Origin of the sequence: Glycomyces sp. NPDC046736, assembly GCF_040645615.1 — a bacterium.
In the GTDB taxonomy this organism is placed as follows: domain Bacteria; phylum Actinomycetota; class Actinomycetes; order Mycobacteriales; family Micromonosporaceae; genus Glycomyces.
The window spans coordinates 151399-175880 of the sequence record NZ_JBEYYO010000007.1 but is presented as its reverse complement, the minus strand read 5'-3'; the positions used below and the strand labels follow the sequence as shown (position 1 = coordinate 175880).

General features: G+C 70.9%; 22 protein-coding genes and 1 pseudogene. 13 read left to right on the top strand and 10 right to left on the bottom strand.

What is annotated here, in order from left to right:
* Positions 1 to 135 precede the first annotated feature (135 nt).
* Positions 136 to 2898 (top strand): hypothetical protein, encoded by a 2763-nt coding sequence (locus AB0B28_RS09845; RefSeq protein ID WP_360119122.1) that lies wholly within the window; start codon positions 136 to 138, stop codon positions 2896 to 2898.
* A 531-nt stretch (positions 2899 to 3429) separates the two neighbouring features.
* Here the strand turns inward: AB0B28_RS09845 and dxs are convergent.
* A complete protein-coding gene (gene dxs, locus AB0B28_RS09840) occupies positions 3430 to 5358 on the bottom strand; it encodes a 1-deoxy-D-xylulose-5-phosphate synthase (RefSeq protein ID WP_360119120.1) in 1929 nt (642 codons plus the stop codon).
* Positions 5359 to 5632: 274 nt separating this feature from the next.
* Here dxs and AB0B28_RS09835 point away from each other — a divergent pair, with 274 nt between their 5' ends.
* From AB0B28_RS09835 to AB0B28_RS09815, 5 genes and pseudogenes are all read left to right on the top strand, one after another.
* Positions 5633 to 6532 carry a hypothetical protein gene (locus tag AB0B28_RS09835; RefSeq protein WP_360119118.1) on the top strand — a complete coding sequence of 300 codons (900 nt, stop codon included), beginning with the start codon at positions 5633 to 5635 and terminating at the stop codon, positions 6530 to 6532.
* A gap of 298 nt (positions 6533 to 6830) precedes the next feature.
* A complete protein-coding gene (locus tag AB0B28_RS09830; RefSeq protein ID WP_360119116.1) occupies positions 6831 to 7892 on the top strand; it encodes a glycine betaine/L-proline ABC transporter ATP-binding protein in 1062 nt (353 codons plus the stop codon).
* On the top strand, positions 7889 to 8788 hold the full coding sequence (locus AB0B28_RS09825) for an ABC transporter permease subunit (protein ID WP_360119114.1): 900 nt from the start codon (positions 7889 to 7891) through the stop codon (positions 8786 to 8788). Before AB0B28_RS09830 ends, AB0B28_RS09825 begins: the two co-directional genes overlap by 4 nt.
* 67 nt (positions 8789 to 8855) lie before the next feature.
* Positions 8856 to 9782 carry a glycine betaine ABC transporter substrate-binding protein gene (locus tag AB0B28_RS09820; protein ID WP_360119112.1) on the top strand — a complete coding sequence of 309 codons (927 nt, stop codon included), beginning with the start codon at positions 8856 to 8858 and terminating at the stop codon, positions 9780 to 9782.
* Between the two features lie 308 nt (positions 9783 to 10090).
* Positions 10091 to 10663, top strand: a pseudogene (locus AB0B28_RS09815) (DUF5685 family protein); the annotation flags it as partial.
* A 176-nt stretch (positions 10664 to 10839) separates the two neighbouring features.
* On the opposite strand, the gene AB0B28_RS09810 reads toward AB0B28_RS09815, so the two are convergent.
* The 4 genes from AB0B28_RS09810 to AB0B28_RS09795 all read right to left on the bottom strand — a co-directional run bounded on the left by AB0B28_RS09810 (position 10840) and on the right by AB0B28_RS09795 (position 15268).
* Positions 10840 to 11118: a hypothetical protein gene (locus tag AB0B28_RS09810; protein ID WP_360119165.1), complete on the bottom strand. Its 279-nt coding sequence runs from the start codon at positions 11116 to 11118 to the stop codon at positions 10840 to 10842.
* Between the two features lie 67 nt (positions 11119 to 11185).
* Positions 11186 to 11920, bottom strand: a complete 735-nt coding sequence (locus AB0B28_RS09805) for a hypothetical protein (RefSeq protein WP_360119163.1) — start codon at positions 11918 to 11920, stop codon at positions 11186 to 11188.
* A 95-nt stretch (positions 11921 to 12015) separates the two neighbouring features.
* The gene (locus AB0B28_RS09800) at positions 12016 to 13194 is read right to left on the bottom strand and encodes a TRAM domain-containing protein (protein WP_360119159.1); all 1179 of its coding nucleotides are present in this window, start codon (positions 13192 to 13194) and stop codon (positions 12016 to 12018) included.
* Between the two features lie 115 nt (positions 13195 to 13309).
* A complete protein-coding gene (locus AB0B28_RS09795) occupies positions 13310 to 15268 on the bottom strand; it encodes an APC family permease (RefSeq protein ID WP_360119110.1) in 1959 nt (652 codons plus the stop codon).
* Between the two features lie 123 nt (positions 15269 to 15391).
* Between AB0B28_RS09795 and AB0B28_RS09790 the strand changes: the two genes are divergently transcribed.
* The 3 genes from AB0B28_RS09790 to AB0B28_RS09780 all read left to right on the top strand — a co-directional run bounded on the left by AB0B28_RS09790 (position 15392) and on the right by AB0B28_RS09780 (position 17874).
* A complete protein-coding gene (locus tag AB0B28_RS09790) occupies positions 15392 to 16060 on the top strand; it encodes a TrkA family potassium uptake protein (protein WP_360119108.1) in 669 nt (222 codons plus the stop codon).
* Positions 16057 to 16722, top strand: coding sequence for a TrkA family potassium uptake protein (locus AB0B28_RS09785; protein ID WP_360119106.1), 666 nt, complete (start codon positions 16057 to 16059; stop codon positions 16720 to 16722). Before AB0B28_RS09790 ends, AB0B28_RS09785 begins: the two co-directional genes overlap by 4 nt.
* A gap of 87 nt (positions 16723 to 16809) precedes the next feature.
* Entirely contained in the window at positions 16810 to 17874 is a 1065-nt protein-coding gene (locus AB0B28_RS09780) for a lytic polysaccharide monooxygenase (RefSeq protein ID WP_360119104.1), read from the top strand.
* A gap of 1 nt (position 17875) precedes the next feature.
* Here AB0B28_RS09780 and AB0B28_RS09775 read toward each other — a convergent pair whose 3' ends face one another.
* Genes AB0B28_RS09775 through dut form a run of 4 tightly spaced genes read right to left on the bottom strand, consistent with a single transcriptional unit; the run spans position 17876 to position 20259 of the window.
* The gene (locus AB0B28_RS09775; RefSeq protein WP_360119102.1) at positions 17876 to 18622 is read right to left on the bottom strand and encodes a DUF3159 domain-containing protein; all 747 of its coding nucleotides are present in this window, start codon (positions 18620 to 18622) and stop codon (positions 17876 to 17878) included.
* 50 nt (positions 18623 to 18672) lie between these two features.
* Positions 18673 to 19041 (bottom strand): OB-fold nucleic acid binding domain-containing protein, encoded by a 369-nt coding sequence (locus AB0B28_RS09770; protein ID WP_360119100.1) that lies wholly within the window; start codon positions 19039 to 19041, stop codon positions 18673 to 18675.
* Positions 19042 to 19046: 5 nt separating this feature from the next.
* A complete protein-coding gene (locus tag AB0B28_RS09765) occupies positions 19047 to 19790 on the bottom strand; it encodes a DUF3710 domain-containing protein (protein ID WP_360119098.1) in 744 nt (247 codons plus the stop codon).
* On the bottom strand, positions 19783 to 20259 hold the full coding sequence (dut, locus tag AB0B28_RS09760; protein ID WP_360119096.1) for a dUTP diphosphatase: 477 nt from the start codon (positions 20257 to 20259) through the stop codon (positions 19783 to 19785). Before dut ends, AB0B28_RS09765 begins: the two co-directional genes overlap by 8 nt.
* Positions 20260 to 20332: 73 nt before the next feature.
* Between dut and AB0B28_RS09755 the strand changes: the two genes are divergently transcribed.
* A complete protein-coding gene (locus tag AB0B28_RS09755; RefSeq protein ID WP_360119094.1) occupies positions 20333 to 20812 on the top strand; it encodes a DUF3093 domain-containing protein in 480 nt (159 codons plus the stop codon).
* A gap of 67 nt (positions 20813 to 20879) precedes the next feature.
* On the opposite strand, the gene AB0B28_RS09750 is transcribed toward AB0B28_RS09755, so the two are convergent.
* The gene (locus tag AB0B28_RS09750) at positions 20880 to 21176 is read right to left on the bottom strand and encodes a DUF4193 domain-containing protein (RefSeq protein WP_360119092.1); all 297 of its coding nucleotides are present in this window, start codon (positions 21174 to 21176) and stop codon (positions 20880 to 20882) included.
* A gap of 351 nt (positions 21177 to 21527) precedes the next feature.
* Between AB0B28_RS09750 and AB0B28_RS09745 the strand changes: the two genes are divergently transcribed.
* From AB0B28_RS09745 to AB0B28_RS09735, 3 genes are all read left to right on the top strand, one after another.
* Positions 21528 to 22043 (top strand): LytR C-terminal domain-containing protein, encoded by a 516-nt coding sequence (locus tag AB0B28_RS09745; protein WP_360119090.1) that lies wholly within the window; start codon positions 21528 to 21530, stop codon positions 22041 to 22043.
* Positions 22044 to 22254: 211 nt separating this feature from the next.
* Entirely contained in the window at positions 22255 to 23841 is a 1587-nt protein-coding gene (locus AB0B28_RS09740; RefSeq protein WP_360119088.1) for an RNA polymerase sigma factor, read from the top strand.
* 322 nt (positions 23842 to 24163) lie between these two features.
* Positions 24164 to 24403 (top strand): hypothetical protein, encoded by a 240-nt coding sequence (locus AB0B28_RS09735; protein ID WP_091053111.1) that lies wholly within the window; start codon positions 24164 to 24166, stop codon positions 24401 to 24403.
* The last annotated feature ends 79 nt before the right edge of the window (positions 24404 to 24482 follow it).

Genomic DNA, 24482 nt, shown 5'->3' with positions numbered 1-24482 from the left:
GAGACTGACCACATGACGACGTACAACTGCCCAAGGTGCGGAAGCCCCTCCACGGCGCAAGGCTGCCCGGCCTGCGGCCGTGGGGCTGAGCCGTTGCTTTCCCGGCTCAGCGGGCTAGATGCCGCCCTCGCGTCGATGCCCGCCGAGTTGACCAGTCGCGGCGCCGTCGAGGCCGAGCGCCGGGAGGTCCTCGACGCCCTGGGGACCCTCGCCGCGGCCTATCACGCCGACGCCCGGCAGCGGTCGGCCGCGAACCCGCCCACCGACGCCACGATCGGGTTGCCGACTCCGGGTGCGCCCTCGAACGCGCCCCAGACGCCGACCGCTGGCATGGGCAACGCGGCCCAGACGCCGCAAAGCCCCATCCCTGCCGCGGACGACCCCGGGACGCAGGTCATCAAGCCTGCGGCTACGCCCGACCTCGCCGCTCCGACTCCGCAGACTCCCACTGCGGCCGCTACGACTCCGGGCTCCAACGCCGCTCCGCAGAGCCCGAACCTCGCCGCTCCGAGCCCTGCCGCTGCGCCGACACCCCAGGGGCCCAACCCGACCGCCGGACCGCAGACCCCCGCCCACGGCAACGCGCCGCAGGCCCCTCCCCCGGTCGGCGGTCTCCCTCGGTACCCGGCGGCACCGCCCTACGCGCCGCAGGGACCGCCGATGCGACCTGCTCGCGCGCCGCGCGAACGCGGCGAGGTCGGCACCAAGACCGTGCAGACCGTGCTGCTGAGCCTCGGCGGGCTGCTCGTGGCGGCCGCCATCATCATCTTCACCGCCGTGGCCTGGCGCAACCTCGGCAACGGCGGCCGGGCCGCGATCCTCGGCGGCGTCACCATCCTGCTGCTGGCAGTGCCGTTCGCGTTCAAGCGGTTCCGGCTCTGGGCCACCGCCGAGACGTTCGCCGCGCTCGCCGCACTCGCCCTGTGGTGCACCACCCTCGCGGGCTACTACCTGTACCGCCCCGAAGGAGCGAGCTTCGGACCCGAGACCGTCGCCGCCTGGACCGCGGGCGTGCTCGCCGTCCTCGCCGCCTACCGGGCCGCCGCGCGGCTCAGCGCCACCAGTTGGGCCATGCTGCCGCTCGCGGCCGTCGGCGCCTCGTTCGCCGCCGCCGCCTCCATCGGCAAAGCCGTGATCCTCATGGTCACCATCGCCGCGGCCCTCGGGGCCGCCGCGTGGATCACCACCCGGCTCCCCAGCCGCGCCACCCGCGGCGACCTGTGGGCCTCGCGCCTGCTCATCTGCGCCTCCGTGGTCGCCGCGTGCTCGGCCGGGCTCCGCGCGGCCTTCGGCCTCGACGACCCGGTCGTCCCGCCCATCGCCGCCGCCGTCGCGGTCCTGGCCGCCGCGAACCTCCTCGGCGTCCAATACGCGCGCCGCCTCGGCGTCACCACCACCGCGATGCTCGTCGCCTCCTCCACCGCCGGGTCGCTCGTACTGTGCGCGTGGACACTCGCCGCCCGCGCCGCCGTCCCCGAACTCGCCGTCCCGATCCTCGCGCTCCTCGCAGCCGGGATCACCGCGCTCGTGCTCATCGGCTCCCGCAACCCCGCCTGGGCGCTGACGACCGCCACGGTCGCCGGACTCGCCGGGCTGGCCGCGTTCGCGTCCGTGACCTTCAACGCGCCCGACCTGACCACGTACTTCATCGTGTTCGTCATCGCGCGCCTGGTCTCGACCGTCCTCGCCGAGCCGATGCGCGCCGCCGTGCGCCTCGCGTCCTACGTGATCGGCGGCGGCACCACCCTCATCGCCGCTCTCCTGACCATCAGCGGCCTCACCCACCTCATCGACGGCGCCGACCACAACGGCCCCTTCAACTTCGAGATCCCGCTCGTGCTCGTCGGCGCGGGCATCGCCTCGGTGCTCCTGCCGAAGCGGTTCCGCTTCGACGCCGCCGCGCTGGCCGCGACCTTCGCCGTGATCTCGACGTCGATCCTGGTCTGGGAAGAGGACCCGACCCGCTACGACGCGCTGCCGACCCTCGGATTCCTGGTGTGCGCCGTCCTCGGCGTCGTGGCCGCGCTCGGCTCGCAGACCCTCGGCGGACGCTGCGGCGGCTGGGTCGCCGTCGCCGTGTGGGCCCCGATCGCCGGGCTCGCCGCCTCCATGAGCGACACCGTCGACCCCGGTGAAGGCTGGATCCCGTTCTGGCTCACCGTGACCGCCGCGGCCATGCTCGTCACCGCGGTCGGCGCGCCCCGGCGCAGCCGCCCCGACCGGGTCCTCGGCGCGATCCTCGCCCACGTGCTCGCCGGGATCACCATCGCCGTCAACGGCCTCGTGGACTTCTTCGCGTGGACGCTCTCGGACTCCACCGAACGGCTGTTCGTGCCCGCCGAGTTCGGGATCTACACGCTCGCGCTCGTCGGCGCCGCGATCATGGCCCCGGTCCGCAAGTGGGGCTACACGATCGCCGCGATGGCCACCGGCACCGTCGGCTGGTGGACGCTCCTGGCCGCCGAAGGCGCGACCACACTGGAGTACTTCACCGCCCCGCCCGCGGCGATGCTGTTCGTGATCGGCCTGTGGCGCTTGGAGAAGCGGCCCCAGGCCGGATCGTGGTCGGCCCTGGCCCTGCCGATCATCGGCGGCATCGGCCCCAGCCTGCTGCTCGCGCTCGGCGACGACGACCCGGTCCGCCGGGTCGGCGTGGGCGCCGCGGCGATCGCGGTCATCATCGCAGGGTTGCAACGGCGCTGGCAGGCGCCGCTCGTGCTCGGTTCGATCGCGCTGGCGGTCATCACGATCAACGAGCTGACGCTGCTGTGGGACCTCATCCCGGTGTGGATTCCGCCCGCCATCGGCGGCGTGATCCTCCTGGGAGCGGGCGCGACCTTCGAACGCAGGCGCCGCGACTTTGCTCGCATCCGCAGCGGCCTGAAATCTATGCGCTAGCGCGACAACCGAACGGGGCCCTCGCCTCGTCTATGAGGCAGCACCTGACGCGGCGGCCCCTACAGGGTCCGCCGCGTCGCTGCGCGCGGCCCGGCGGCGCACCAGCGCCCGGAACCGCAACCGCGGCGACAGCGGCACTCAAAAAGACCAGCAGTCGTCGCGACCACCGGGCCACGCTCACGTGAACCGGCAGCCGCCGCGACCGCACCCGAATCGCGCCACGCCGACCGGCAGTCGTCACGACCGCACCGGGTCACGCCCGCGACCCCGCGACCCCGCGACCCCGCGACCCCGCGACCCCGCGACCCCGCGACCCCGCGACCCCGCGACCCCGCGACCCCGCGACCCCGCGACCCCGCGACCCCGCAGCGGAGTATGACTCACGCCTTGTCGCCTTTTCGGGTGACAACCTCGCTCGCGGGGGCGTTTTCTGTCGTACCCGCCCGGAAAGATTGCGGCCGTAGTCCCCTCTGGGTGGGTGGGGGCTAGGGACGGTATACGACCTTCAGCTCTTCATACGGCCAGCGCCGCCTAGTGGTGGTGGTGCGCTTCGGCTTCGCCTCTTCTGTGGACCTCCGCGGCGAGGCGGTCGGCCATCGCCGCCGGAGTCAGGCCGAGGTCGGCCAGGAGTTCGCCGCGGGTGCCGTGCGGGTGCCAGCCGCGTTCGACCGCGAAGTCGACCAGGGGGACCTCTTCGCCCGCGTCGCGCAGCGACTGGGCGAGCGCGTCGCCGAAGCCGCCGGTGCGGATGCCGTCCTCCATGGTGGCCACGAGCGGGTACTGGCCCGCGAGCTTCACGAGCGCGTCGGGGACCGGGGAGATCCAGCGCGGGTCGACCACGGTGGCGCGGATGCCTTGCTCGGCAAGGAGTCTCGCGGTCTCGACCGCAGGGGCGGCGAGGGAGCCGCAGGCGGCGATGAGGAGTTCGTCGTCCTCGTGCTTGACCAGCACGTCGAGTCCTTCGTGGACGTCGACGGCGGCGATGTCGGTCTCGGGGATCGCGCCGGTCGGGAAGCGGAGCATCGTGGGGCCGTCGTCGACGGTGAGCGCCTCGGCGAACTCCTCGCGCAGCGTCGCGGCGTCGCGCGGGGCCGCGATGCGCAGCCCGGGCACCACGCGGAAGATCGAGGTGTCCCAGATCCCGTAGTGGCTGGGCCCGTCGGGCCCGGTGATCCCGGCGCGGTCGAGCACGAACGTGACCGGCAGCTTGTGCATGGCCACGTCGAGCACGGTCTGGTCGAACGCGCGGTTCATGAACGTGGAGTAGACGGCGACCACCGGGTGCATCCCGCCCAGTGCCAAGCCCGCGGCCGAGGTCACGGCGTGCTGCTCGGCGATCCCGACGTCGAAGACCCGCTCGGGGTGGCGCTGCATGAGCTTGTCGACCCCGGTCGGGCCGGGCATCGCGGCGGTGATCGCCACGACCTCGGGGCGCAGGTTGGCCTGGGCCACCAGCTCGTCGGCGAACACGCCGGTCCAGCGGCGCTTCGAGGCGGCAACGGGCTCGCCGGTGATGGGGTCGAACGCGGCCGAAGGCGAGTGCATCTGCTCGGCCTCGTCGGCGCGCGCGGGGGCCCAGCCGTGGCCTTTCTCGGTGAGCGCGTGAACGATCACCGGGCCGCCGAAGCCCTTGGCGCGCTCCAGCGCCTCGGTGAGTTCGGCGACGTCGTGGCCGTCGACGGGGCCGACGTACTTGATGCCGAGGTCGGAGAACATGCCTTGGGGCGCGAGCGCGTCCTTGAGGCCGGTCTTGGCGGCGTGCAGGCCCGCGTAGGCGGCGCGGCCGAACACGGGGATGCGCTCGACGACCTCCTGGATCTTCTTGAGCGCGGGCTCGTAGCCGGGGTTGAGGCGCAGGCCCGAGAGGCGCTTGGCGAGGCCGCCGACGGTCGGCGCGTACGAGCGGCCGTTGTCGTTGACGACGATCACGAGCTTGAGGTCGTCGCGCGCGGCGATGTTGTTGAGGGCCTCCCAGCACATGCCGCCGGTGAGCGCGCCGTCGCCGACCAGGGCCACGACGTGGCGGTCGGAGCCGGTGAGCGCGTGGGCCTTGGCGAGGCCGTCGGCGTAGGACAGCGAGGTCGAGGCGTGGGAGTTCTCGACCAGGTCGTGGGGGGACTCGGCCTGGCTGGGGTAGCCGGTGAGGCCGCCGCGGCGGCGAAGGCCCGTGAACTGCCCGGCGCGGCCGGTGAGCACCTTGTGGACGTAGGACTGGTGCCCGGTGTCGAAGACGACCTGGTCGTGCGGGGAGTCGAAGACCCGGTGGATGGCCATGGTCAGTTCGATGACGCCGAGGTTGGGGCCGATGTGGCCGCCGGTGCGGGCGACCGCGTCGACCAGGAAGGTGCGGATCTCCTCGGCGAGGGCGGGGAGGTCGTCCTCGTCCAGCGACTTGAAATCGGCCAGCCTGCCGATGCCTGACAGCAGCGGGCCCATCTCGGGTGCGTCGTGGGAGTTCATAAGCCGGAAGTCTAACGGTGGCGCCGCTGGGGCGGTACCGCCGCGAGGTCGGCTGGGACGTGTCTCATGGGGTGGACGGGGGAGGCGAAGGCGGTCACGGATCGCGCGGGCGGGCCTGACAAGTCCCCCGTTCAGTTCGACTCTCCACGGGCGCACCGAAAGTTCAGCCGAACGGGGGACTTCAGGCGTGTGTGTCGCAAAGCTGTCACTCCCCGAAAGGGACACGCCGCACGAAAGCCCGCACCGTTCGTGATCGAAATGTGATCATCCCAACATGGACCTCATCGACCTGCACCAGAACACGGAATGGCCCGCGCGCCTCGACCAGGTGTTGAGCTCCTCCCCGGTCGACTGGGCCGAGCGGCGCGCGAGCGTCCAGTCCGCCGTGCCGCCGGGACTGGCCAGGCTCCAACGGATGTCGGCGGTGCCGCGCTTCGACCTGGACGCGGTCGATCCGGTGGTCTACGAGGGCATCCTCAAGGAGGCCCTGCTGGCGGCCGCGCACGGGGGCGCGGTCTACACCGAGCTGCGGCTGCCGCAGGAGTCGGTGGTGCACCCGCAGTTCATGGAGCGGTTCGAGGCCGCGCGGGCGAGCGTGACCGAGACCTACCCCGACTTCGACGCGGGCGCGATCTTGAGCATGAACCTGTGGGACCCGATGCTGCGGGAGCTGTGCGACGCGTTCGGGGACGCCGCGGCCGCGGGCCTGTCGGGCATCGAGATCATCTACGTGCCCTATGCGGCCGAGGCGGACTGGGCCCGGGGCCGGGTGGTGGCCGAGGCCGCGGGTGCGGCCGGGATGGGCGTCACGGTCCCGGCGGGGGCGTTCAACGCCTCGAACCTGGCCTCGCTGGCCGAGATCGAGCAGATCGGCCGGATCGGGCACGCCGTCGGGGCGGCGAGCGACCCGGGGATCATGCGGCTGCTCGCCGAGCGCGGGGTGACCGTGGAGGTGTGCCTGACCTCGGCGGTGGTGCTGGGGATGGTGCCGAGCCTGGAGGCGCATCCGCTGCCGCGGTTCCTCGACGCGGGGATCCCGGTGGTGCTCGGGACGGACTCGCCGATGCGGATGGGGACCGACATCGCCGGCGAGTACGCCAAGGCGGCCTCGCTCGGGCTGAGCCGGGCCGATCTCGAAGCGGTGTCCTCGCGGGCCAAGGCCGCGGCGCTGTGACCGGGCCGGGCGGTCACGGACAGGTCTCGAATAGGTCAAGTCGAGGCGTCAATTATTAGGAATGTCGGATTGTCGACAATCGAACCAGCGATTGGTCAACACCTCCGAACATCTTTCTGACCTGCCAAAACACCCCTTCTCCACCCCTCGTGTCTACCTTCTCACGCGCTGCTCGGGTGCTAAAAGCCCTGGTGTTGATTAGTGTTTCCAACGTTGCCGCCCCCAACGGAAGCCCGAGCTCCCGCGACGCCGCGCCCCCAGACTGCGGCCCGCGGGACGGTGCTGTGAAAGGACGGAAATGCCTGCGATCGCAGTCGATTCCCTGTACAAAGTCTTCGGCAAAGGCGCCAAAGCCGCCGTCACCCAGCTCAAGGAGGGCGTACCCCGCTCCGAGCTGAGCGGCCGCAACCTGACCGCGGCCGTCATCGACCACAACTGGGCCATCGAGCCCGGCGAGATCTTCGTCGTCATGGGGCTCTCCGGCTCCGGCAAGTCGACGCTGATCCGGATGCTGAACGGCCTCATCAAGCCCACCGCCGGCACCATCGAGATCGACGGCGTGGACCTCGGCTCGCTCTCGGCCCGGGAGCTGCGCCGCCTCAGGCGCGAGAAGATCAGCATGGTCTTCCAGCACTTCGCGCTGCTGCCGCACCGCACCGTGCTGGAGAACGTCGCGTTCGGCCTGGAGATCAAGGGCCTGAGCAAGCCCGAGCGACTGGAGCGCGCCAGGGAGGCCGTCGAGCTCGTGGGCCTGGCCGGCGACGAGGACAAGCTGCCCGTGCAGCTCTCGGGCGGCATGAAGCAGCGCGTGGGCCTGGCCCGCGCGCTCGCCGCCGACACCGAGATCCTGCTCATGGACGAGGCGTTCAGCGCCCTCGACCCGCTCATCCGCCAGGAGATGCAGGACCAGCTCCTCGAACTCCAGGCCAAGCTCGCCAAGACCATCGTGTTCATCACCCACGACCTCAACGAGGCCATGCGCATCGGCGACCGGATCGCCGTGTGCGACGGCGAGGTCAAGCAGATGGGCACCGCCGAGGACCTGCTGCTGCGCCCGGCCGACGACTACGTGGCCGAGTTCACCGCCGACGTCGACCGCAGCCGCGTGCTCACCGCCGAAGCGGTCATGGAGCCCTGCGGCACCACCGACACCAGCGAGTTCGCCACCGTCGAGTCCGACGTGCCGGTGAACGAGCTGTACGAGCCGGTCCTGAGCTCCGACGCCCCCCTCCTGGTCGTCAACGACAACGCCGACCCGCTCGGCGTCGTCACCACCAGGTCCATCATCAAGTCGCTGGCGCCCGATCCCGGATCGGACGACGAGCGCGAAGCCGACAGCCAGGAGGCCCAGCCGGCATGATTCAGTACACCCGCGACTGGTTCTGGACCTACGTCTGGAAACCCCTGCCCGACATGCCCCTCGGGCAGTGGATGGACAGTCTCATCCGTTGGCTGCGCACCGCCTGGGCGCCGCTGTTCGACGGCGTCGAGACCTTCCTCGAATCCCTCTACTTCGCTCTGGCCGACGCCCTGCTGTGGCTGCCCTCGGGCCTGATGATCCTCATCTTCGCCGGGCTCGCCTTCGCCGTCAAAGGCTGGAAGCTCGCCGCCGTGGTCGGCGCCGGCATGTTCGTCGTGGCCTGGACCCCGTACTGGGACAACACGATGTCGACGCTCGCCATGGTCGTGGTCGCGACCGGACTGGCGACGCTGCTGGCGATACCCATCGGCATCCTCGCCGCCGAGAACCGCGCCGCCTCCACGGTCCTGCGCCCGGTCCTGGACTTCATGCAGACGCTGCCGGCGTTCGTCTACCTCCTGCCGGTGGTCATGCTCTTCGGCGTCGGCGAGACGCCGGGCATCATCGCCACCATCATCTTCTGCATGCCTCCGGGCGTGCGCCTGACCGAACTGGGCCTGCGCCAGGTCGACCGCGAGGTCGTCGAGGCCGCCCAGGCCTTCGGCTCTTCGCCCGCGCGGACCCTGTTGCGCGTCAAGCTGCCGCTGGCGCTGCCGACGATCATGGCCGGTCTCAACCAGGTCATCATGCTCGCGCTGTCCATGGTCGTCATCGCGGGCATGGTCGGCGGCGGCGGACTCGGCGAGGACATCGTGTCCGCGCTCGGCCGAGTCGACATCGCCAAGGGCTTCAACGCGGGGATCGCCGTGGTGATCCTGGCGATCTTCCTCGACCGCGTCATGCAGGGCCTGGCCGAGCGCACGCCGGTCGCCAAGGCCGCGCAGCTCGCGCGATAGCACCCGACCCGAACAGCACTCACTACCCAAGAGCCCGCGTGTCCCGGCGCGGGAGAGAGAAGGAAACATGCGTCGTCGTTCGATCATGAAGGGCGCCTGGGCAACCGGCGCCGCCGTCGCCCTGCCCGCCGCACTGACCGCCTGCGCGGTCGAGGACGAGGGCGGCGACGCCCCCGACACCTCCGACGTCGACTTCGGCCTGGCCGAGGGCGAAGGCGAGATCGTCCTCGGTGTCATCCCCGGCTGGGACGAGGGCATCGTCGCCACCGAGCTGTGGAACCAGGCGCTCACCAGCGCCGGGTACACGGTCACCGTCCAGGAGTTCGCCGAGGCGGGCCTGCTCTTCGAGGGCCTGTCCAGCGGCGACGTCACCGTGTTCCTCGACGGCTGGCTGCCGGTCACCCACGCGACCTACCTCGAGACGTACGGGGACCAGCTGGAGCAGATCGGCGAGTGGAACTCCAACGCGGCGCTGACCGTGGCGGTTCCCTCCTATGTGGACGGGGTGAACTCCCTCGCCGAGCTCAACGACAACGCCGAGCTCTTCGGCGGCGAGATCATCGGCATCGAGCCCAGCGCGGGCCTGACCGAGGCCGTCCAGACGGCGACCATCCCGACCTACGGCATCACCGACCTGGAGCTGAAGACCTCCTCGACGGCGACCATGCTCAGCGAGCTCGATTCGGCCATCGCGGCCGAGAAGCCCATCGTGGTGACGCTGTGGCAGCCGCACTGGGCGTACGCCAAGTACGACCTGAAGAACCTCGAAGACCCCGAGAAGAGCCTCGGCGACGTCGAGACCATCAACACGCTCGCGACCCAGGGCTTCAGCGCCCAGTTCCCCGACCTCGCCGAGGCGCTCGGGAAGTTCACCCTGTCCGACGACCAGCTCGCGGACCTGGAGAACATCGTCTTCACCGATCACGAGGGCGACGTCCCGGGCGGAGTCGCGGCCTGGCTGGCGGACAACGACTTCTCCTCGCTCATCGCGTAGCGAGGGCCGGTACGGGGCGGGGCGCGTGCGCCTCGCCCCGTTTTCGCTGCTTTGTGCGGTTCCGGTCGGCTGCGCGTTGCGAAAAAGCTCCGAATTCATGCAGGTGCGCTAATATATGGGGGCGTTCTGTCCGCAGGACGTCCCGTGAGACCTCCCGCACGCGACCGCCGACCCGCGCTCGGCGGTCGCGTTGCGTCCGCCTCCTACCATCCCGGGAAGACACGACCCCTCGCTTCCCGGGAGACCAGTTGTTCGGCATCCTCTCGCCATGTCCTTCGCGCACGCCCGACGATCTCAAGCCGCGCTGGATGGGGCATTTCTGCGGCCTGTGCCTGGAGCTTCGCGACGACGCCGGGCATTTCGCGCGCCTAACCACCAATTACGACGCGCTGGCGCTATCGGTGCTGGTGGAGGCGCAGCTCGGCGAGGCCGAGTCGCGCGAGGCCGGGCCGTGCGCGCTGCGCGGGATGCGCCGCCAGCGCATCGCCACCGGCGGCGGGCCGCGCCTGGCCGCGACCGCTTCGCTGCTGCTGGCTTCGGCGAAGCTGCGCGACCATGTGGAGGACGGCGACGGGTTCGCCGGGCGGCGCGGGGCCCGGACGGTCGTGGGTGCGACTTCGGATCGGCTGCGTGCCAAGGCGGCTCGGATCGGGGACTCGATCGGGGTGGACGTGGGGCCGATCGCGGCGGTCGTGGAGGGGCAGCGGGAGGTGGAGGCCTCCTGCGGCCTGGGGACGGCGCTGACCGAGGTCACCGCGCCCACTGAGATCGCGACGGCCGAGTTGTTCGCCCATGCGGCGCGGCTGGGCGGGCGGCCGGAGAACGAGGGGGCGTTCCGGGCCGCCGGGACCGCGTTCGGGCGGCTCGCGCATCTGCTGGACGCGGCCGAGGACTTCGACGAGGACGCCGAGCGCGGGGCGTGGAATCCGTTGGCGGCCACCGGTGTGGGGGTCGAGGGGGCGCGGGATCTCGCTCGCGGGGCCCTCGCTGATCTCAAGGCCGCGTTGGGGTCGGCGGCGCTGCTCGACCGGGCGATGACCGGGCTGCTGCTGGACCGCTATGCGCGCCATGCGGTGTCGAAGACGTTCGGCACGACGTGCGCGACGTATCGCAGGCCCGAGCGGCATGTCGGGAGTAGTCCGGTGACGAGCGAGGGTGACTTCGGCGGGCGCCGCAAGGGGTTCTGGGCGGGCATGTGCGGCCTGGCGGTGGTGTGCTGCACGTGCCAGTGGTGCTGCGCCGAGCAGTACGAGGACCCGTTCACCGGGCGGCCGCGCCAGGGCTGCTGCCGGGACGGGTGCGACTGCCGCGAGTGCTGCGACTGCGAGTGCTGCAACTGCTGCCAGTGCTGCGGCGGCGACGGTGACGGCGGGTGCTGCTCGGGCTGCGATTGCAGTTGTGACTTAGCGAGGCGGCTGGGGCCATCCGGTCGGGCCGCTCGCGGGCGGCCCGGCGTGACCGGGGCCGGGAGCGGCGTCGCGCCAAGGGGACTGCTGGGGCGGGGCGTGGTGGAAGTCCTCGCCGGGGAGCGGGCGCGACTGGGGCGCTTTGCGCGGCTGGTTGCCGGGGCGTTCTCTCATCCAGGCGATGAAGGGTTTGGTGAAGATGAGCGCGAACGCCAGGCCCACGGCGGCGAGTTGGATGAGTCCGAACACGAACCGGAACGCGCCGATGAGTCCGAAGAGGGCGTTGAGGCCGAGGATCCCGAGTCCGATGTGGTAGGTCAGGCGCGGGTTCTCGAAGTTGAGGCGCCCCAGTTGTTCTCTGGCGGTGACCCAGATGAGGCCGACCACGAGCCCTGCGAGGAGCAGGCTGAACACCAGGTTGACCGCGAACCCGACCCCTGAGTCCAGGAACGCGGCGATGACGGCCGAGAACGCCAGGGACAGCAGCGAAGAGAGCACCAGCGCCGCGAGGTAGATCCACAGTGCCTGGAGCAGCACGGTGACCTGGCGCGGGCGCCCGTCCAGGTGCGTCATCCCCCACCGCTGCCAGAACGTGGGCGCAGGCGGCAGGACCGGCCCGGAGGGCTGCCCGTTCGCCACGTGCCCGTAGGGGTCGTGGGGCTGGTACTGGAAGGACTGCGGCGTCGGCCCGGGAGGCGGCCCGGCGGGCTGCCCGTGGGGAGGGTGCGTCATCGTACGGCTCCGAGGGATGCGTTCATTTGCGGCACAAAGTTATCGCATGGCGAACTCGCGGGAGACGGTCAGTTCCCGTGCAGTGGCGCGAGTGGTCAGTCGACGGGCTCGAACAGGGCGATCGTCTCGAAGTGCTGGGTCATCGGGAACGCGTCGAACGCGCGCAGGCGCTTGAGCTCGTACCCTTCGATCGCCAGGTCGCTCGCGTCGCGCGCCAGAGCGCCCGCGTCGCAGGCGATGTAGCAGATCGCGCGGGGGCGGGCCTCGCCGAGCGCGACCACGACCTCCGGGCCCGCGCCGCTGCGCGGCGGGTCCAAGACGACGAGGTCGACCGATCCGAGGTCGGGCGCGATGGCGGCCACGTCGCCGTCGATCGCCCCGGCGTTCTTCCAGCGCGCGAGGTTCGCGGCGGTGCGGGAGGCGGGCGCGTTCTCCACGGCCACCACCCGGCCGGTCTCGCCCACGGCTTCGGCGAGCCCGGCGGCGAAGGCGCCCGCGCCCGCGTACAGGTCCCAGGCCGATTCGCCTTCGCGGGGCTGGAGGAAGTCGAGGGCGCATTCCAGGAACGTGGAGGCGGCGGCCGGGTGGACCTGCCAGAACCCGTCGAAGCCGATCTCGAACTCGTTCGATCCGACCTGCTGGTGCACGAGTTTGGGGCCGCTCTTGTGGTGCGGGCGGGCGGTGCGGCGCAGCTGGGTGTACACCGCGAGCTGCTCGTCGTCGGTGTCGACGACCCCGACCGCGCCCATGCCGTCCCAGTGCTTGCCGAGGACCTCGGACTCGCGGATACGCTCGGTGGCGATCGCGCACTTGTCGATGTGGATCAGGTCGTGCGACTTGTGGGCGCGCAGGCCGGGCCGACCGTCCGGGCCGACCGCGTACTGCATGCGGGTGCGCCAGCCCAGGGCCCCTTCGGGCCATGCGAGGGCCTCGACCTCGACGCCGTCGAGGCGGGCCGGGTCGATCCCGCCGATGCGGGTGAGCTGGTCGAACAGGACCTTGGCCTTGAGGCGGCGCTGTGATTCGGGAGTGGCGTGCTGGAAGTCGCAGCCGCCGCACTTGCTAGGCCCGGCGAAGCGGCACGGGGGCTCGACGCGGTCGGGCGAGGCCTCCAGGACCTCGACGGCGTCGGCGAACGCGAAGCGCTTCTTGCGTTCGGTGATCTCGATGCGGACGCGCTCGCCGGGCAGGGCGTGCCGCACGAAGTAGACCTCGCCGTCGACTCGGGCCACGCAGTGGCCTCCTGCGGCGACGTCTCCCACGGTGACGATCATCGTCTTCATCCCCTGCACTTGACTCCGGCTCCTGCTGCGGCTCAGCGGGCCGCACGCCAGGATACGGGCCCGGCGGGGCCGGGGCGCGACTTGCCTCGCGGGTGTGACCCCCGGACTACTTGGGGACGCGGCGCAGCGGCGGCGGCTCGGTGCTCTCGCCGAGGATCCACGGCACGGTGCAGATCATGACGCCCGGCTCGTATTTGAGCTGGCGGCGCAGGGCCTTGGTGGTCTGGTTGTGCAGCAGCGAGGTCGACCAGTTGAAGTAGCCGCGCGCGAGGCGCCCGCGCTGCGGGCCCTGCCCGACCACGTATTCGGGCAGGTAGACGGTGACGACATCGCGCGGGGCGTCGCGGCGCAGGGCCTTGACGTAGTCCACGATCGGGCCGGTGATCTCGCGGTAGGGCGAGTCGACCACGGTCAGGGGGACGGTGATGCCGCGCCGCTCCCACTCGGCGAGGAGGTGGCGCGAAGCCGCCGCGTCCACGTTCGCCGACAGGCCCGTGATCGTGTCGGGCCGGGTCGCCTTGGCGTAGGAGAGCATCCGCATCAGCGGCAGGTTCACGCTGGAGACGAGGACGATCGCGTGGTTGCGCGCGGGCAGCTTGGGGCGGCCCGGCGGCAGTTCGATCTCGCCGCGCACCGCCGTGTAGTGCTGGGCGATGAACCGCATGAGCAGGTAGCAGCCGCCGATGATGAGCACCGCGATCCACCCGCCGCGCCGGTAGTCGGCCACCACCACGACCACCAGGACCGCCGCACAGGCGACCGTCGCCGCCAGAGCGGTGGCGCGGGCCCGGCGGGCCCTGGCGCGGCGTCCCCGGTCGGGTTCGACGTCGAGGACGCGCCGCCAATGGCGGGCCATCGCGGCGTGGGCCAGGACCATCGAGAGGAACACCCCGACGATGTACAGGCCCATGAGCTCGTAGGCCGCGCCGCCGAACAGGATCACCAGGACCGCCGCGGCCACGGCGAGGATGAGGATGCCGTTGGAGTAGACGAGCCGGTCGCCCCGCTTGTGGAGCTGGCGCGGCAGCAGCGAGTCCTCGGCGAACACCGAGGCCAGGCGCGGGAAGCCCACGAACGCGGTGTTCGCGGCCAGCAACAGGACCCCGGCGGTGGCGAGCATGATCGGGGCCACCGCGGCGGGCGAGGCCGCGAACACCGTGTCGGCGAGTTGGGCGATGAGCGGGTGCTGGAGGAACGAGGCGGGCCCCGGTTCTGGCGAGGCCTGTGCGCCGGTGAGGTGGGCGAGGACCACGATCCCGATGAACAGGGCCACGGTCGCGCCGCCGACCGCGGTGATCGCGGCGGCGGCGTTGCGTCCGCGCGGCGGCCGGAAGAACCGGACCCGGGTCGTGAACGTCTCGATCCCGGTGACGGCCACCGAACCGGCCGCGAAGGCCCTGGCGCACAGCATGAGCAGGGCCGCGGTGGTCCATTCGCGCGGTTCGGCGGTGTCGTACTCGGCCGAGGCGGCGGTGAGGTCCTCGCCTGCCCCCAGGCGCGCGAACCCGACGACGAGGATCGCACCGATCCCGGTCATGAACGCCACGGTGACGGCCGCGGCCAGGCGCCCGGAGACTTTGAGGCCGCGCAGGTTGTACGCGGCGAGGCCCGCGATCGCGGCGGCACCGATCCACTCGCGCCAGGCCTGGAGACCGGGCATGAGGACCCCGAGCGCGGCCACGGCCGCGGCCACCGAGACGGCCACGGTGAGGATGTAGTCCAAGACCAGCGCGGCGGCGGCGAGCCGCCCGGCCCCGGGCCCGAAGTTGGCGGTGACCACCCGGTAGTCCCCACCGCCGCCCGGGTAGGCCTGCACGGTGTAGCGGTAGGCGGCGATCACCAGGACCATGAGCGCGGCCACGGCGAGGCCGGTGGGCACCGAGAACGCGTACGCGGCCGTCCCGGCCAGGCCGAGCACGAGGAAGACCTGCTCGGGGGCGTACGCGAGCGAGGAGATGGGGTTGACCGCCAGCAGCGGGATCGCGTAGCGCTTCGAGAGCGAGAGCGAGGGGCGGCGCCCGGAGGGGAACGGCTCCCCCACGAGCAGCCGTTTGAAGACGGACATGGACCGCGTCACGGGTAGTGACCTTACCGGCCGCGGGCGGGCGCTTCGGCCGCCAAGGCCCGAGAGGGCCTCGTCGTGAGAGGCTCTACCTTGGAAGGACGTGGCGAGAAGAGGTGGGGCCGGGTGCATGTGGTGATCATGGGCTGCGGGCGGGTGGGGTCGCTCCTGGCGCGCAGCCTGGTGGAGCGCGGCTGCACGCTCGGCGTCGTCGACCAGAACCCGAAGGCCTTCCGCCGGCTCGGGCCCGATTTCGACCAGGCCACGGTCCAAGGCGTCGGCTTCGACCGGGAGGTCCTGGCCAAGGCCGGGATCGGCCGCGCCGACGCGTTCGTGTCGGTGTCCTCAGGGGACAACTCGAACATCATCGCCGCGCGGGTCGCCCGCGAGAACTTCGGCGTCCCCAACGTGATCGCGCGGATCTACGACCCGCAGCGGGCCACCGTCTACGAGCGGCTCGGCATCCCCACCGTGGCCACGGTCCGCTGGACCGCCGACCGGCTGCTGCGCCACCTCCTCCCCGACGAGCAGGGACCTTTGTGGAGGGATCCGACGGCGACCTTGTCGATGGTCGAGATCCGCTGCGACGAGGCCTGGTACGGGCTCGCTCTGGCGCGGCTGGAGCAGGCGACCGGGCACCGGATCGCCTACGTGACGCGGTTCGGCCGGGCCACGCTGCCGACCCCCTCGACCGTGCTCCAGGACGGCGACGGCGTGTTCATGCTGGTGGCCGACGGGGACGAGGCGAAGATACGCCAGATCGCGGGCGCGGCCCCGCAGGGAGGCGCGGTATGAGGGTCGCCATCGCCGGGGCCGGGAACGTGGGCCGCTCGATCGCCGCCGAGCTGGTGGGCAACGGCCACCGGGTCCTGCTCATCGAGCGCGACCCCGACTCGATGCGGCCCGAGCGGGTGCCCGAGGCCGAGTGGCTGCTCGCCGACGCGTGCGAACTGGAGGTCCTGCGCGGCGCCCACCTGGAGACGTGCGACGTGGCCGTGGCGGCCACCGGCGACGACAAGGTGAACCTGGTGGTGAGCCTGCTGTCGAAGACCGAGTTCGCGGTCCCTCGCGTGGTCGCTCGCGTCAACCGCGCCGAGAACGAGTGGCTGTTCGACGAGGACTGGGGTGTGGACGTGGCCGTCTCGACCCCGCGTCTGCTGGCCGCGCTCGTCGAGGAGGCCGTCAGCGTCGGCGACCTCGTGCGCCTCATGAGCTTCCGACAGTCGCAGGCGAACCTGGTGGCGATAACGCTCCCGCCCGCGGCGCCGCACGCCGGGCGGTCCGTCGCCGAGGTCGCGCTGCCGCGGGACGTGGCGCTGGTGGCGATCATCCGCGGCCGCCGCGTCATCGCCCCCTCCGGCGACGACACGCTCGAACCGGGCGATGAGCTGGTGTTCGTGTGCGACGAGGACGCCGAGGAGGGGACCCGGTCGGTGATCCTCGGCCAGACGAACTGAGGCCTGGGGAGACTTCGGACTTTACAGGCGGACCCGAGCAAGTTACATTGATTGACATCAATGTTCCTTCGAATTGGGAGCGCTACCATGCTTACCAAGTCCAGACGGCGCCTGCGAGCGGCGATCGTCATCCTGGCCGCCGCGGCGGCCGGGATCGTATCGGCGTTCGTCATCGTCCAGCCGGCCTCCGGGCACGGCACCGCGACCAACCCGCCCGCCCGGCAGTACAGCTGCTGGGAGCGCTGGGGAGGTGACTTCCAGAATCCCGACATGGCCGACGAGGACCCCATGTGCTGGCAGGCCTGGCAGGCCAACCCCAACACCATGTGGAACTGGAACGGCCTGCTGCGCGAGGGCATGCAGGGCCAGCACGAGACCCGCATCCCCGACAACCAGCTCTGCTCGGGCGGCCAGGCCGAAGGCGGTCGCTACAACTCTCTCGACGCCGCCGGAGCCTGGCACACGACGCCGCTCGAGAACGACTTCACGCTGCACTACGAGGACGTGGCCACCCACGGCGGCGACTACTACTGGGTGTACGTGACCAAGCAGGGCTACGACGCCAAGACCGACGCGCTCGACTGGGCCGACCTCGAACGGGTCGTCTCCTCCGGGGTGTTCCTCCCCGGTGAAGAGGTCGACATCCCCGTGAGCGCCCCCGGGCGCACCGGGCACCACGTGGTCTACGTGGTGTGGCAGGCCAGCCACATCGACCAGACCTTCTACTCGTGCTCGGACGTGTGGTTCGGCGGCGGCGGCAGCCAGGAGCCGACCGACCCGCCCACCGATCCCACCGATCCCCCGACCGACCCCACCGACCCGCCCACGGACCCGACCGACCCTCCCGCTGACCTGGGCTGCTCGGCCACCGCTTCGGTGAACGACTGGGGCTCGGGCGCCGGGGTCACGGTCACCGTGGCCAACACCGGGACCCGGACCGTCCACGCGTGGATGCTCCACTGGACCTGGGCGAATTCGGGCGTGACGATCAACCAGATCTGGAACGCCGAGCATTCGACCATGGGCGGCATGGAGATGGCCGAGCCGCTCTCCTGGAACCAGGAGATCCCGGTCGGCGGTCAGGTGGAGTTCGGCTTCAACGTCTCCGGGGCGCTCGGCGGCGCCCCCGAGCTGGACTGCATCGCAAGCTAGATCAGTACTCCAGGCGGCGCGGGGCCTCGGCCTCGCGCCGTTCTGGTGCGTCTTCGACCTTGGCCATGTGGCGGCGCACGGCCCAGATCGTGAACGCGGTGAGCGCGATCGTGACCGGCCAGCCGCCGAACAGGGTCATCAGGCCCAGCGCGTTCTCCTGGTCGGTCCAGTACAGCCAGATCCGGACCGCGTTCTTGACGATGAAGACCGCGCCCCACAGGATCGTGATCTTGCTGAGGACGTCCACGAGCGGCTTGTTCTGCCGCCATTCCTTCTTGCCGCCTTGGGCCACGACCGCGTAGATCCAGCCGATGACGGGGTGTCGGACCAGGGCCGAGACGATGAGGAGCACGCCGTAGATCGCGCCCTGGATGATCCCGGGCAGGTAGAAGTCGCGCGCGTCGGTCGAGCGCCAGGCCAGGAAGGCGCCGAGCGCGATGCCGAACAGGCCGTTGAGGGCGTGGCGGACCGGTTCCTTGCGCAGCGCGCGCACCGCGGCGATCGCCAGCGCGCTCGCGGCGGAGACGAGGATGGCCCACTGGAGCCCCGAGAGCGGGCCGAAGCCCGCGTCGGGCAGCAGCGGGTTGAGCACGACGAACAAGGTGATCGGGACGGCCGCCTCGACCACGCCCTTGACGCCGCCGAGCTGCTGGGAGAGCTGCTCGGTGAACGGCGGGAGCTCGTCGGGGTCGCGGTCCTCGCGCGGCTCGGGATCGGGCTTGCGGGTCGTCGGCGTCTCGGTGCTCACTGCGGGCCTTCCAGTCCGGTGGTCGGCGGGAGCCGACGGCAGGTCCGCGCTCAGGGGCGCAGGTCGTAGCTCGGGTTGTAGACGATGAGGCGTCCGTCTCCCAGTCGGGCCACGCGGCCGCGGGCGACGAGCCAGGTCCCGGCCTCAAGGCCCACGATACGCCGTCGACCCATCCAGACCAATCCGACCTGACCGGTGCCGTCGAACAGCTCGGCCTCGACCGAGGGCGAGCGGCCGCCGGTGCGCAGTACGACCGAGCGCAGGCGTCCGGCCAGGGTCGCGAACTGCCTGGGTTCGATCGAGGCGATCGGGACGGCTCCGGTGCCCGACTCGCGGCGGATCTGGTCGGCGAACAGCTCCGCGGGCGGCGCGGCCAGGCGCTTGAGCCGGGCCGCGAGTCCGGTCCGCGGGCGGGGCACCGGACCTACCGCTTGGGCCGCGGGGAGGGTTTGCGGCGCACCTGCGGCTTGGGGGTGTCCCCGGCCGCGATGATGGCGCGGTTGCCTTCGCCGCCTTCGGCTTTGCGCTGTGCGATGCGCGCGGCGGCCTCTTCGGCCATCTTCGGGGGGAGTTTGAGCGGGAGCGGTTCGCGCACCGGCATCGCGGTGGAGCCGCGCTCGATGACGAGGTTCTGGAGGGCTTCGTCGAGTTCGGGGGCGGCGCTCTCGTCGAGGGCTCTCTGGCCTTGGAAGGTGGCCTGGACGAACCAGCGGGGGCCGTCGATGCCGCAGAAGCGCACGGCGTTGGTGCCCTTCTTGGCGGCGAGTTTGGCGATCAGCTCGGTGCCCCAGCGGCCCTGGACCTCTTCGACCTGGCCGCCCTGGCTCGTGACCTGGGCGGTGAGCTCCTCGCGGAATTCGCCCCAGATGCCTTCGGAGCGCGGCGCGGCGCGGACCACGAGTTGGAGCGCGGAGGCTCCGGTGGTGAGCAGGACCTGGCTGATGTTGCCTTTGGCGTCGGTCTGGGCCTGGAAGCCCACGCCCTTGGGGACGGGCAGGCGGATCGCGCCCAGGTCGATGCGGCGCATGCCGTCGTCGGGGGCGTCGGTGACGTCGTAGGGGCCCTCGGTGACCTGGTGCTCGGTGACCTCGCCGGACTCGGCCAGCGAGTCGAGCACGGCCCCCTCGGCGGGGCGCTGCTTCTTCGACGACCGTCGCCGCTTAAACACGTTCGCTCTCCTCTGCAAGTCGGCGGTGCCCGCCCGTGGAGCCGTGGCCGCTCGCGCCGCGCTGCGTCGGAGCGAATTCCTCGACTTCGGTGAAGCGGGCTCGCACCACCGGTTGGACAACCAATTGTGCGACACGGTCGCCGCGTTCGATGACGGCGGTCCGCTCCGGGTCGAGGTTCACGAGGTTGATCTTGATCTCACCGCGGTATCCGGAGTCGATCGTGCCCGGCGCGTTGACGATGGTGACGCCCAGGCGGTGGGCGAGCCCGGAGCGCGGATTGGTGTAGCCGACGTGCCCGTCGGGGATCGCCACGGCCACGCCGGTGCCCACCAGGGCGCGCTGCCCGGGGGCCAGGGCGACGCCTTCGGCGGCGTAGAGGTCGGCTCCGGCGTCGCCTTCGTGGGCGTAGGCGGGCACGGGCAGGTCGGGGTCGAGCCGCCTGATGGCGACCGGGACGCTGGCGGTCATCGTCGGTGGGTTCCTCTCACTCGCGGTCGCACGGCGCGCGGGTCGCGGCGGGCGCGGAGTTATGGTCTCAGATATGAGGAGTGGGGAACGGTACGCCGAGCGCATGCGCCTGCCGGTGGCGGGCTGGCTGGCCGTGATCGTGCTTGCGGTGATCGCGGCGGCCCTGTCGAACCTGGGCGACATGCGCTGGTGGCGCCTGGCCGCGACCGCGGTGGTCCTGGTCGCGCCGCTGGTGGCGGCCTGGTGGATGGGCCGGCTGCGGGTCGCGGTGGTCGAGGAGGGCGGCGAGGTGTGGCTGCACGTGGACGACGCGCGGCTGCCGATGTCGGCCGTCGCCGAGGTCCAGGTGCTCGACCGGGTGGCGTACTCCGATGCTCTGGGGGTGGCCCTGCATCCGCTGGCGTTCGTGGTCCAGCGGCCGTGGATCGGGCGCGGGGTGCGGATCGTGCTGGACGACCCGGAGGACCCGACGCCGTGCTGGGTGGTCTCCTCGCGCGACCCTGAGGCGCTGCGGGCGGCCCTGAGCGGCGCTCAGGAGCCCGTTCAGGCTTGAGCGGTAAGCGATACGGCTCGCGGGAGTTCCCGCGAGCCGTGCGCCGTCTGAGGGGTTCTCGCGCGGACTACGCGCAGTCCTTGCAGATGGGCTGCCCGTTCTTCTCCTTGGCGTACTGGCTGCGGTGGTGGACCAGGAAGCAGGAGGAGCAGCGGAACTCGTCGGTCTGCATCGGCAGGACCTTCACCGAGAGCTCTTCATCGCCGAGGTCGGCGCCGGGCAGCTCGAAGTTCTCGGCCACCTCCGCTTCGTCGACGTCGACCGAGCCGGTCTGGTCACTGCGGCCTTTGGCGAGGGCCTCGATGCCGTCGGGCCCGGTGTTCTCTTCCTTGTCCCGGCGCGGGGCGTCGTAGTCGGTTGCCATCTTTTCCACTCCCATTGGTTGCTTCCGTGGTAACCGGAACCGAGCGCGGCTGAGCCGCTGGAGCTTTCGGGTGATACAGCGGCTCGGCTCGGGTTCGCGGCGGGTCGGTTCCGTCCCATGCAGCGGCGTACCTTACCGCGTGCAGTCCATTCCTATACACGAGGTACCCCAGTTTTTCATCCCCATTGTGGCGAGAAACACTTCTGTGTCGGGCGCAGCGAGCATACCGCCTCTCGCCCACGGAGCGGTCCCGCGCACGATAGCCTTCTCCTGGCAACGTTTGCGGGGCGTCGGCTCGTCTTTGAGTCAGGCGATGAGTTCGCGTTCAATTGGAGACTCGGGGAGGCAGCCGTGCGTATCGCTCGTATCCGCGCTTTGACGGTGGTGTGCGCGTTGGCGCTGGTCGCGGGACTGGCGACCCTCTGGGCGATCAGGAACGACTCGCAATTGTCGGCGAATCCGGACTGCCCGCCCGGCGCGGTCGAGATCAAGACCGCGCCGATCCCCGACCCGTCGGAGATCGAGGTCGTGGTCCTCAACGGCACCGACCAGGCCGGACTGGCCGACCAGGCCGCGTCGCAACTGGCCGACCGCGGCTTCGTGGTCATCGACTCCGGGGACGCGCCCGAGCCCTACGACGGCACCGCGCTGGTCCAGTACGGACCCGACCAGTACGCGGCCGGCGTCCACACGCACGCGTACTTCTATCAGGGCTACGCCGCTTTCGACATCGAATGGGTCGACCAGCCGATCACCATCACGCTCGGATCGCAATTCGCGGAGGTCAGATCGGCCTCCGAGGCACGCCAGTCCTTCGCCCAGGGCGGCATCGGCGAGGCACCCGAGGGCACCTGCGCGGTAGAGTAGAAGGCTGTCGCACCCCGGCTGTCGACACTGACACTGAAAATGCGGAAACACAGCTCGAAACGGCATCACGGACGGGCCGATAGCGAATTTCGGCGCTACAATTCACGCCTGCCCGGTCGTGTGCCGACCTGGGCTGCCGACCAGATATCCAACGCTCACCCGCCACGGAGCCCGGCTGCGCCGTGCCCGCCATTGCCTCGGAAGGTTGCTCGTGACTGACGCACGTCCCACCGGCACTGACGTCAATTCCCTGACCGACTCACTGCTCTCTCTGGCCCGAGAGAGCAACGGGCAGCTGACGTCCGCGACAGTCGCCCAGGTCCTGGAGTCCGCTCAGGCCTCCCCCGCCGACGGCAAGAAGGTCCTGCGGGCCCTCGCCGAAGCCGAGGTCACCGTCGTCGTCGATGGTTCGACGCCCACGCGCAAGCGCGTCCCCGCCGCTCGCACCGCGACCTCCGCCCGGACCACGACGGCCAAGGCCGCCAAGAAGACCGCGGCGAAGAAGGCCGCCAAGAAGGCCGCGGCGGTGCCCGCGGCCGACGAGGCCGCCGAGGACGGCGCCCCGGTCAAGAAGGCGGCCAAGAAGACCGCGAAGAAGGCCGCCGCCAAAAAGGCGGTCAAGAAGGCCGCGGCCAAGTCCGAGGGCGACGAGCCCGACGAGGCGGCGCTGGCCTCCGCCGAGAACGACGACGCGCTGGCCGAAGCGGCCGCCGCGGCTCCGGCGAAGAAGGCCACCCGCAAGAAGGCCGCGAAGAAGGCCGCCGCCCGCGGCAAGTCCAAGAAGGACGGCGAGGACGGCGACGAGGAAGACGGCTTCGAGTGGGACGAGGAGGACTCCGAAGCGCTCAAGCAGGCCCGCAAGGACGCCGAGATGACCGCCTCGGCCGACTCGGTCCGCGCCTACCTCAAGCAGATCGGCAAGGTCCCGCTCCTCAACGCCGCGCAGGAGGTCGAGCTCGCCAAGCGCATCGAGGCCGGCCTGTACGCCGTCGAGCGCCTCAAGCAGCTCAAGGAGGGCGGCGAGGAGATCCCCACGCAGATGCGCCGGGACCTCGAATGGATCATCCGCGACGGCGACCGCGCCAAGGACCACCTCCTGGAGGCGAACCTCCGGCTCGTGGTCTCGCTCGCGAAGCGCTACACCGGCCGCGGCATGGCGTTCCTGGACCTGATCCAGGAGGGCAACCTCGGTCTCATCCGCGCCGTCGAGAAGTTCGACTACACCAAGGGCTACAAGTTCTCCACGTACGCCACCTGGTGGATCCGGCAGGCGATCACGCGCGCCATGGCCGACCAGGCCCGCACCATCCGCATCCCGGTGCACATGGTGGAGGTCATCAACAAGCTCGGCCGCATACAGCGTGAGCTGCTTCAGGACCTCGGCCGCGAGCCCAGCCCCGACGAGCTGGCCAAGGAGATGGACATCTCCCCGGAGAAGGTCCTGGAGATCCAGCAGTACGCGCGCGAGCCGATCAGCCTCGACCAGACCATCGGCGACGAGGGCGACAGCCAGCTCGGCGACTTCATCGAGGACTCCGAGGCCATCGTGGCCGTCGACGCGGTCTCGTTCTCGCTCCTCCAGGGCCAGCTCCAGCAGGTGCTCCAGACCCTGTCCGAGCGCGAGGCCGGCGTGGTGCGCCTGCGCTTCGGCCTCACCGACGGCCAGCCGCGCACGCTCGACGAGATCGGCCAGGTCTACGGGGTCACCCGCGAGCGCATCCGCCAGATCGAGTCCAAGACGATGTCGAAGCTGCGCCACCCGTCCCGCTCCCAGGTCCTGCGCGACTACCTCGATTAGCGCCCGGCGGCTCGCAATTCGCTCAGAGCGTATTCGCGGCCGCGCCAGGCACAAGGCCTGGACCTTGGGTGTATCACCCGAACGGGTGGGTACCCCGAGCCTGCTCCGGCTTGTCGATCCCGGATCGGTGGGCTACGGTGTGGAACAACCATCACGACCCGCACCGGATAAGCAAGACCGAGTGAGCAGAGTCTCAGTCAGCCGGTGTCGGGAAGAGGTAGTACAGTGCAGGCGTTGAACGGAACGACCCGGTCAACCGGCCGGAATCACCATCCATAAGTGCCCCAAGGGCACAGTGACCGAACGCAGCGGAGGACCTGGTATGACATCCACCCTGACGCCCCCGCCCCAGACGGAGGAACGTCCGATCGCGGGCGAGCGCTGCGATCGGTGTAGCGCCGCGGCAAAGCTTCGCGTGACCCTGGCCGAAGGCGGCGACCTCGTCTTCTGCGGCCACCACGCGAACCAGTTCGCCGAGAAGCTCGTGCCGATCGCCATCGACTTCACCGCCGACCCCGAATTCGAGTGGCGCGGCACCGACCTCATGGCCTCGGAGAACTAGCCGACGCGCACATAGGCTTAAGGAGAAGGGCCCGAGCGGAAAACCCGCTCGGGCCCTTTCACGTGTCCGCACAGGCGAA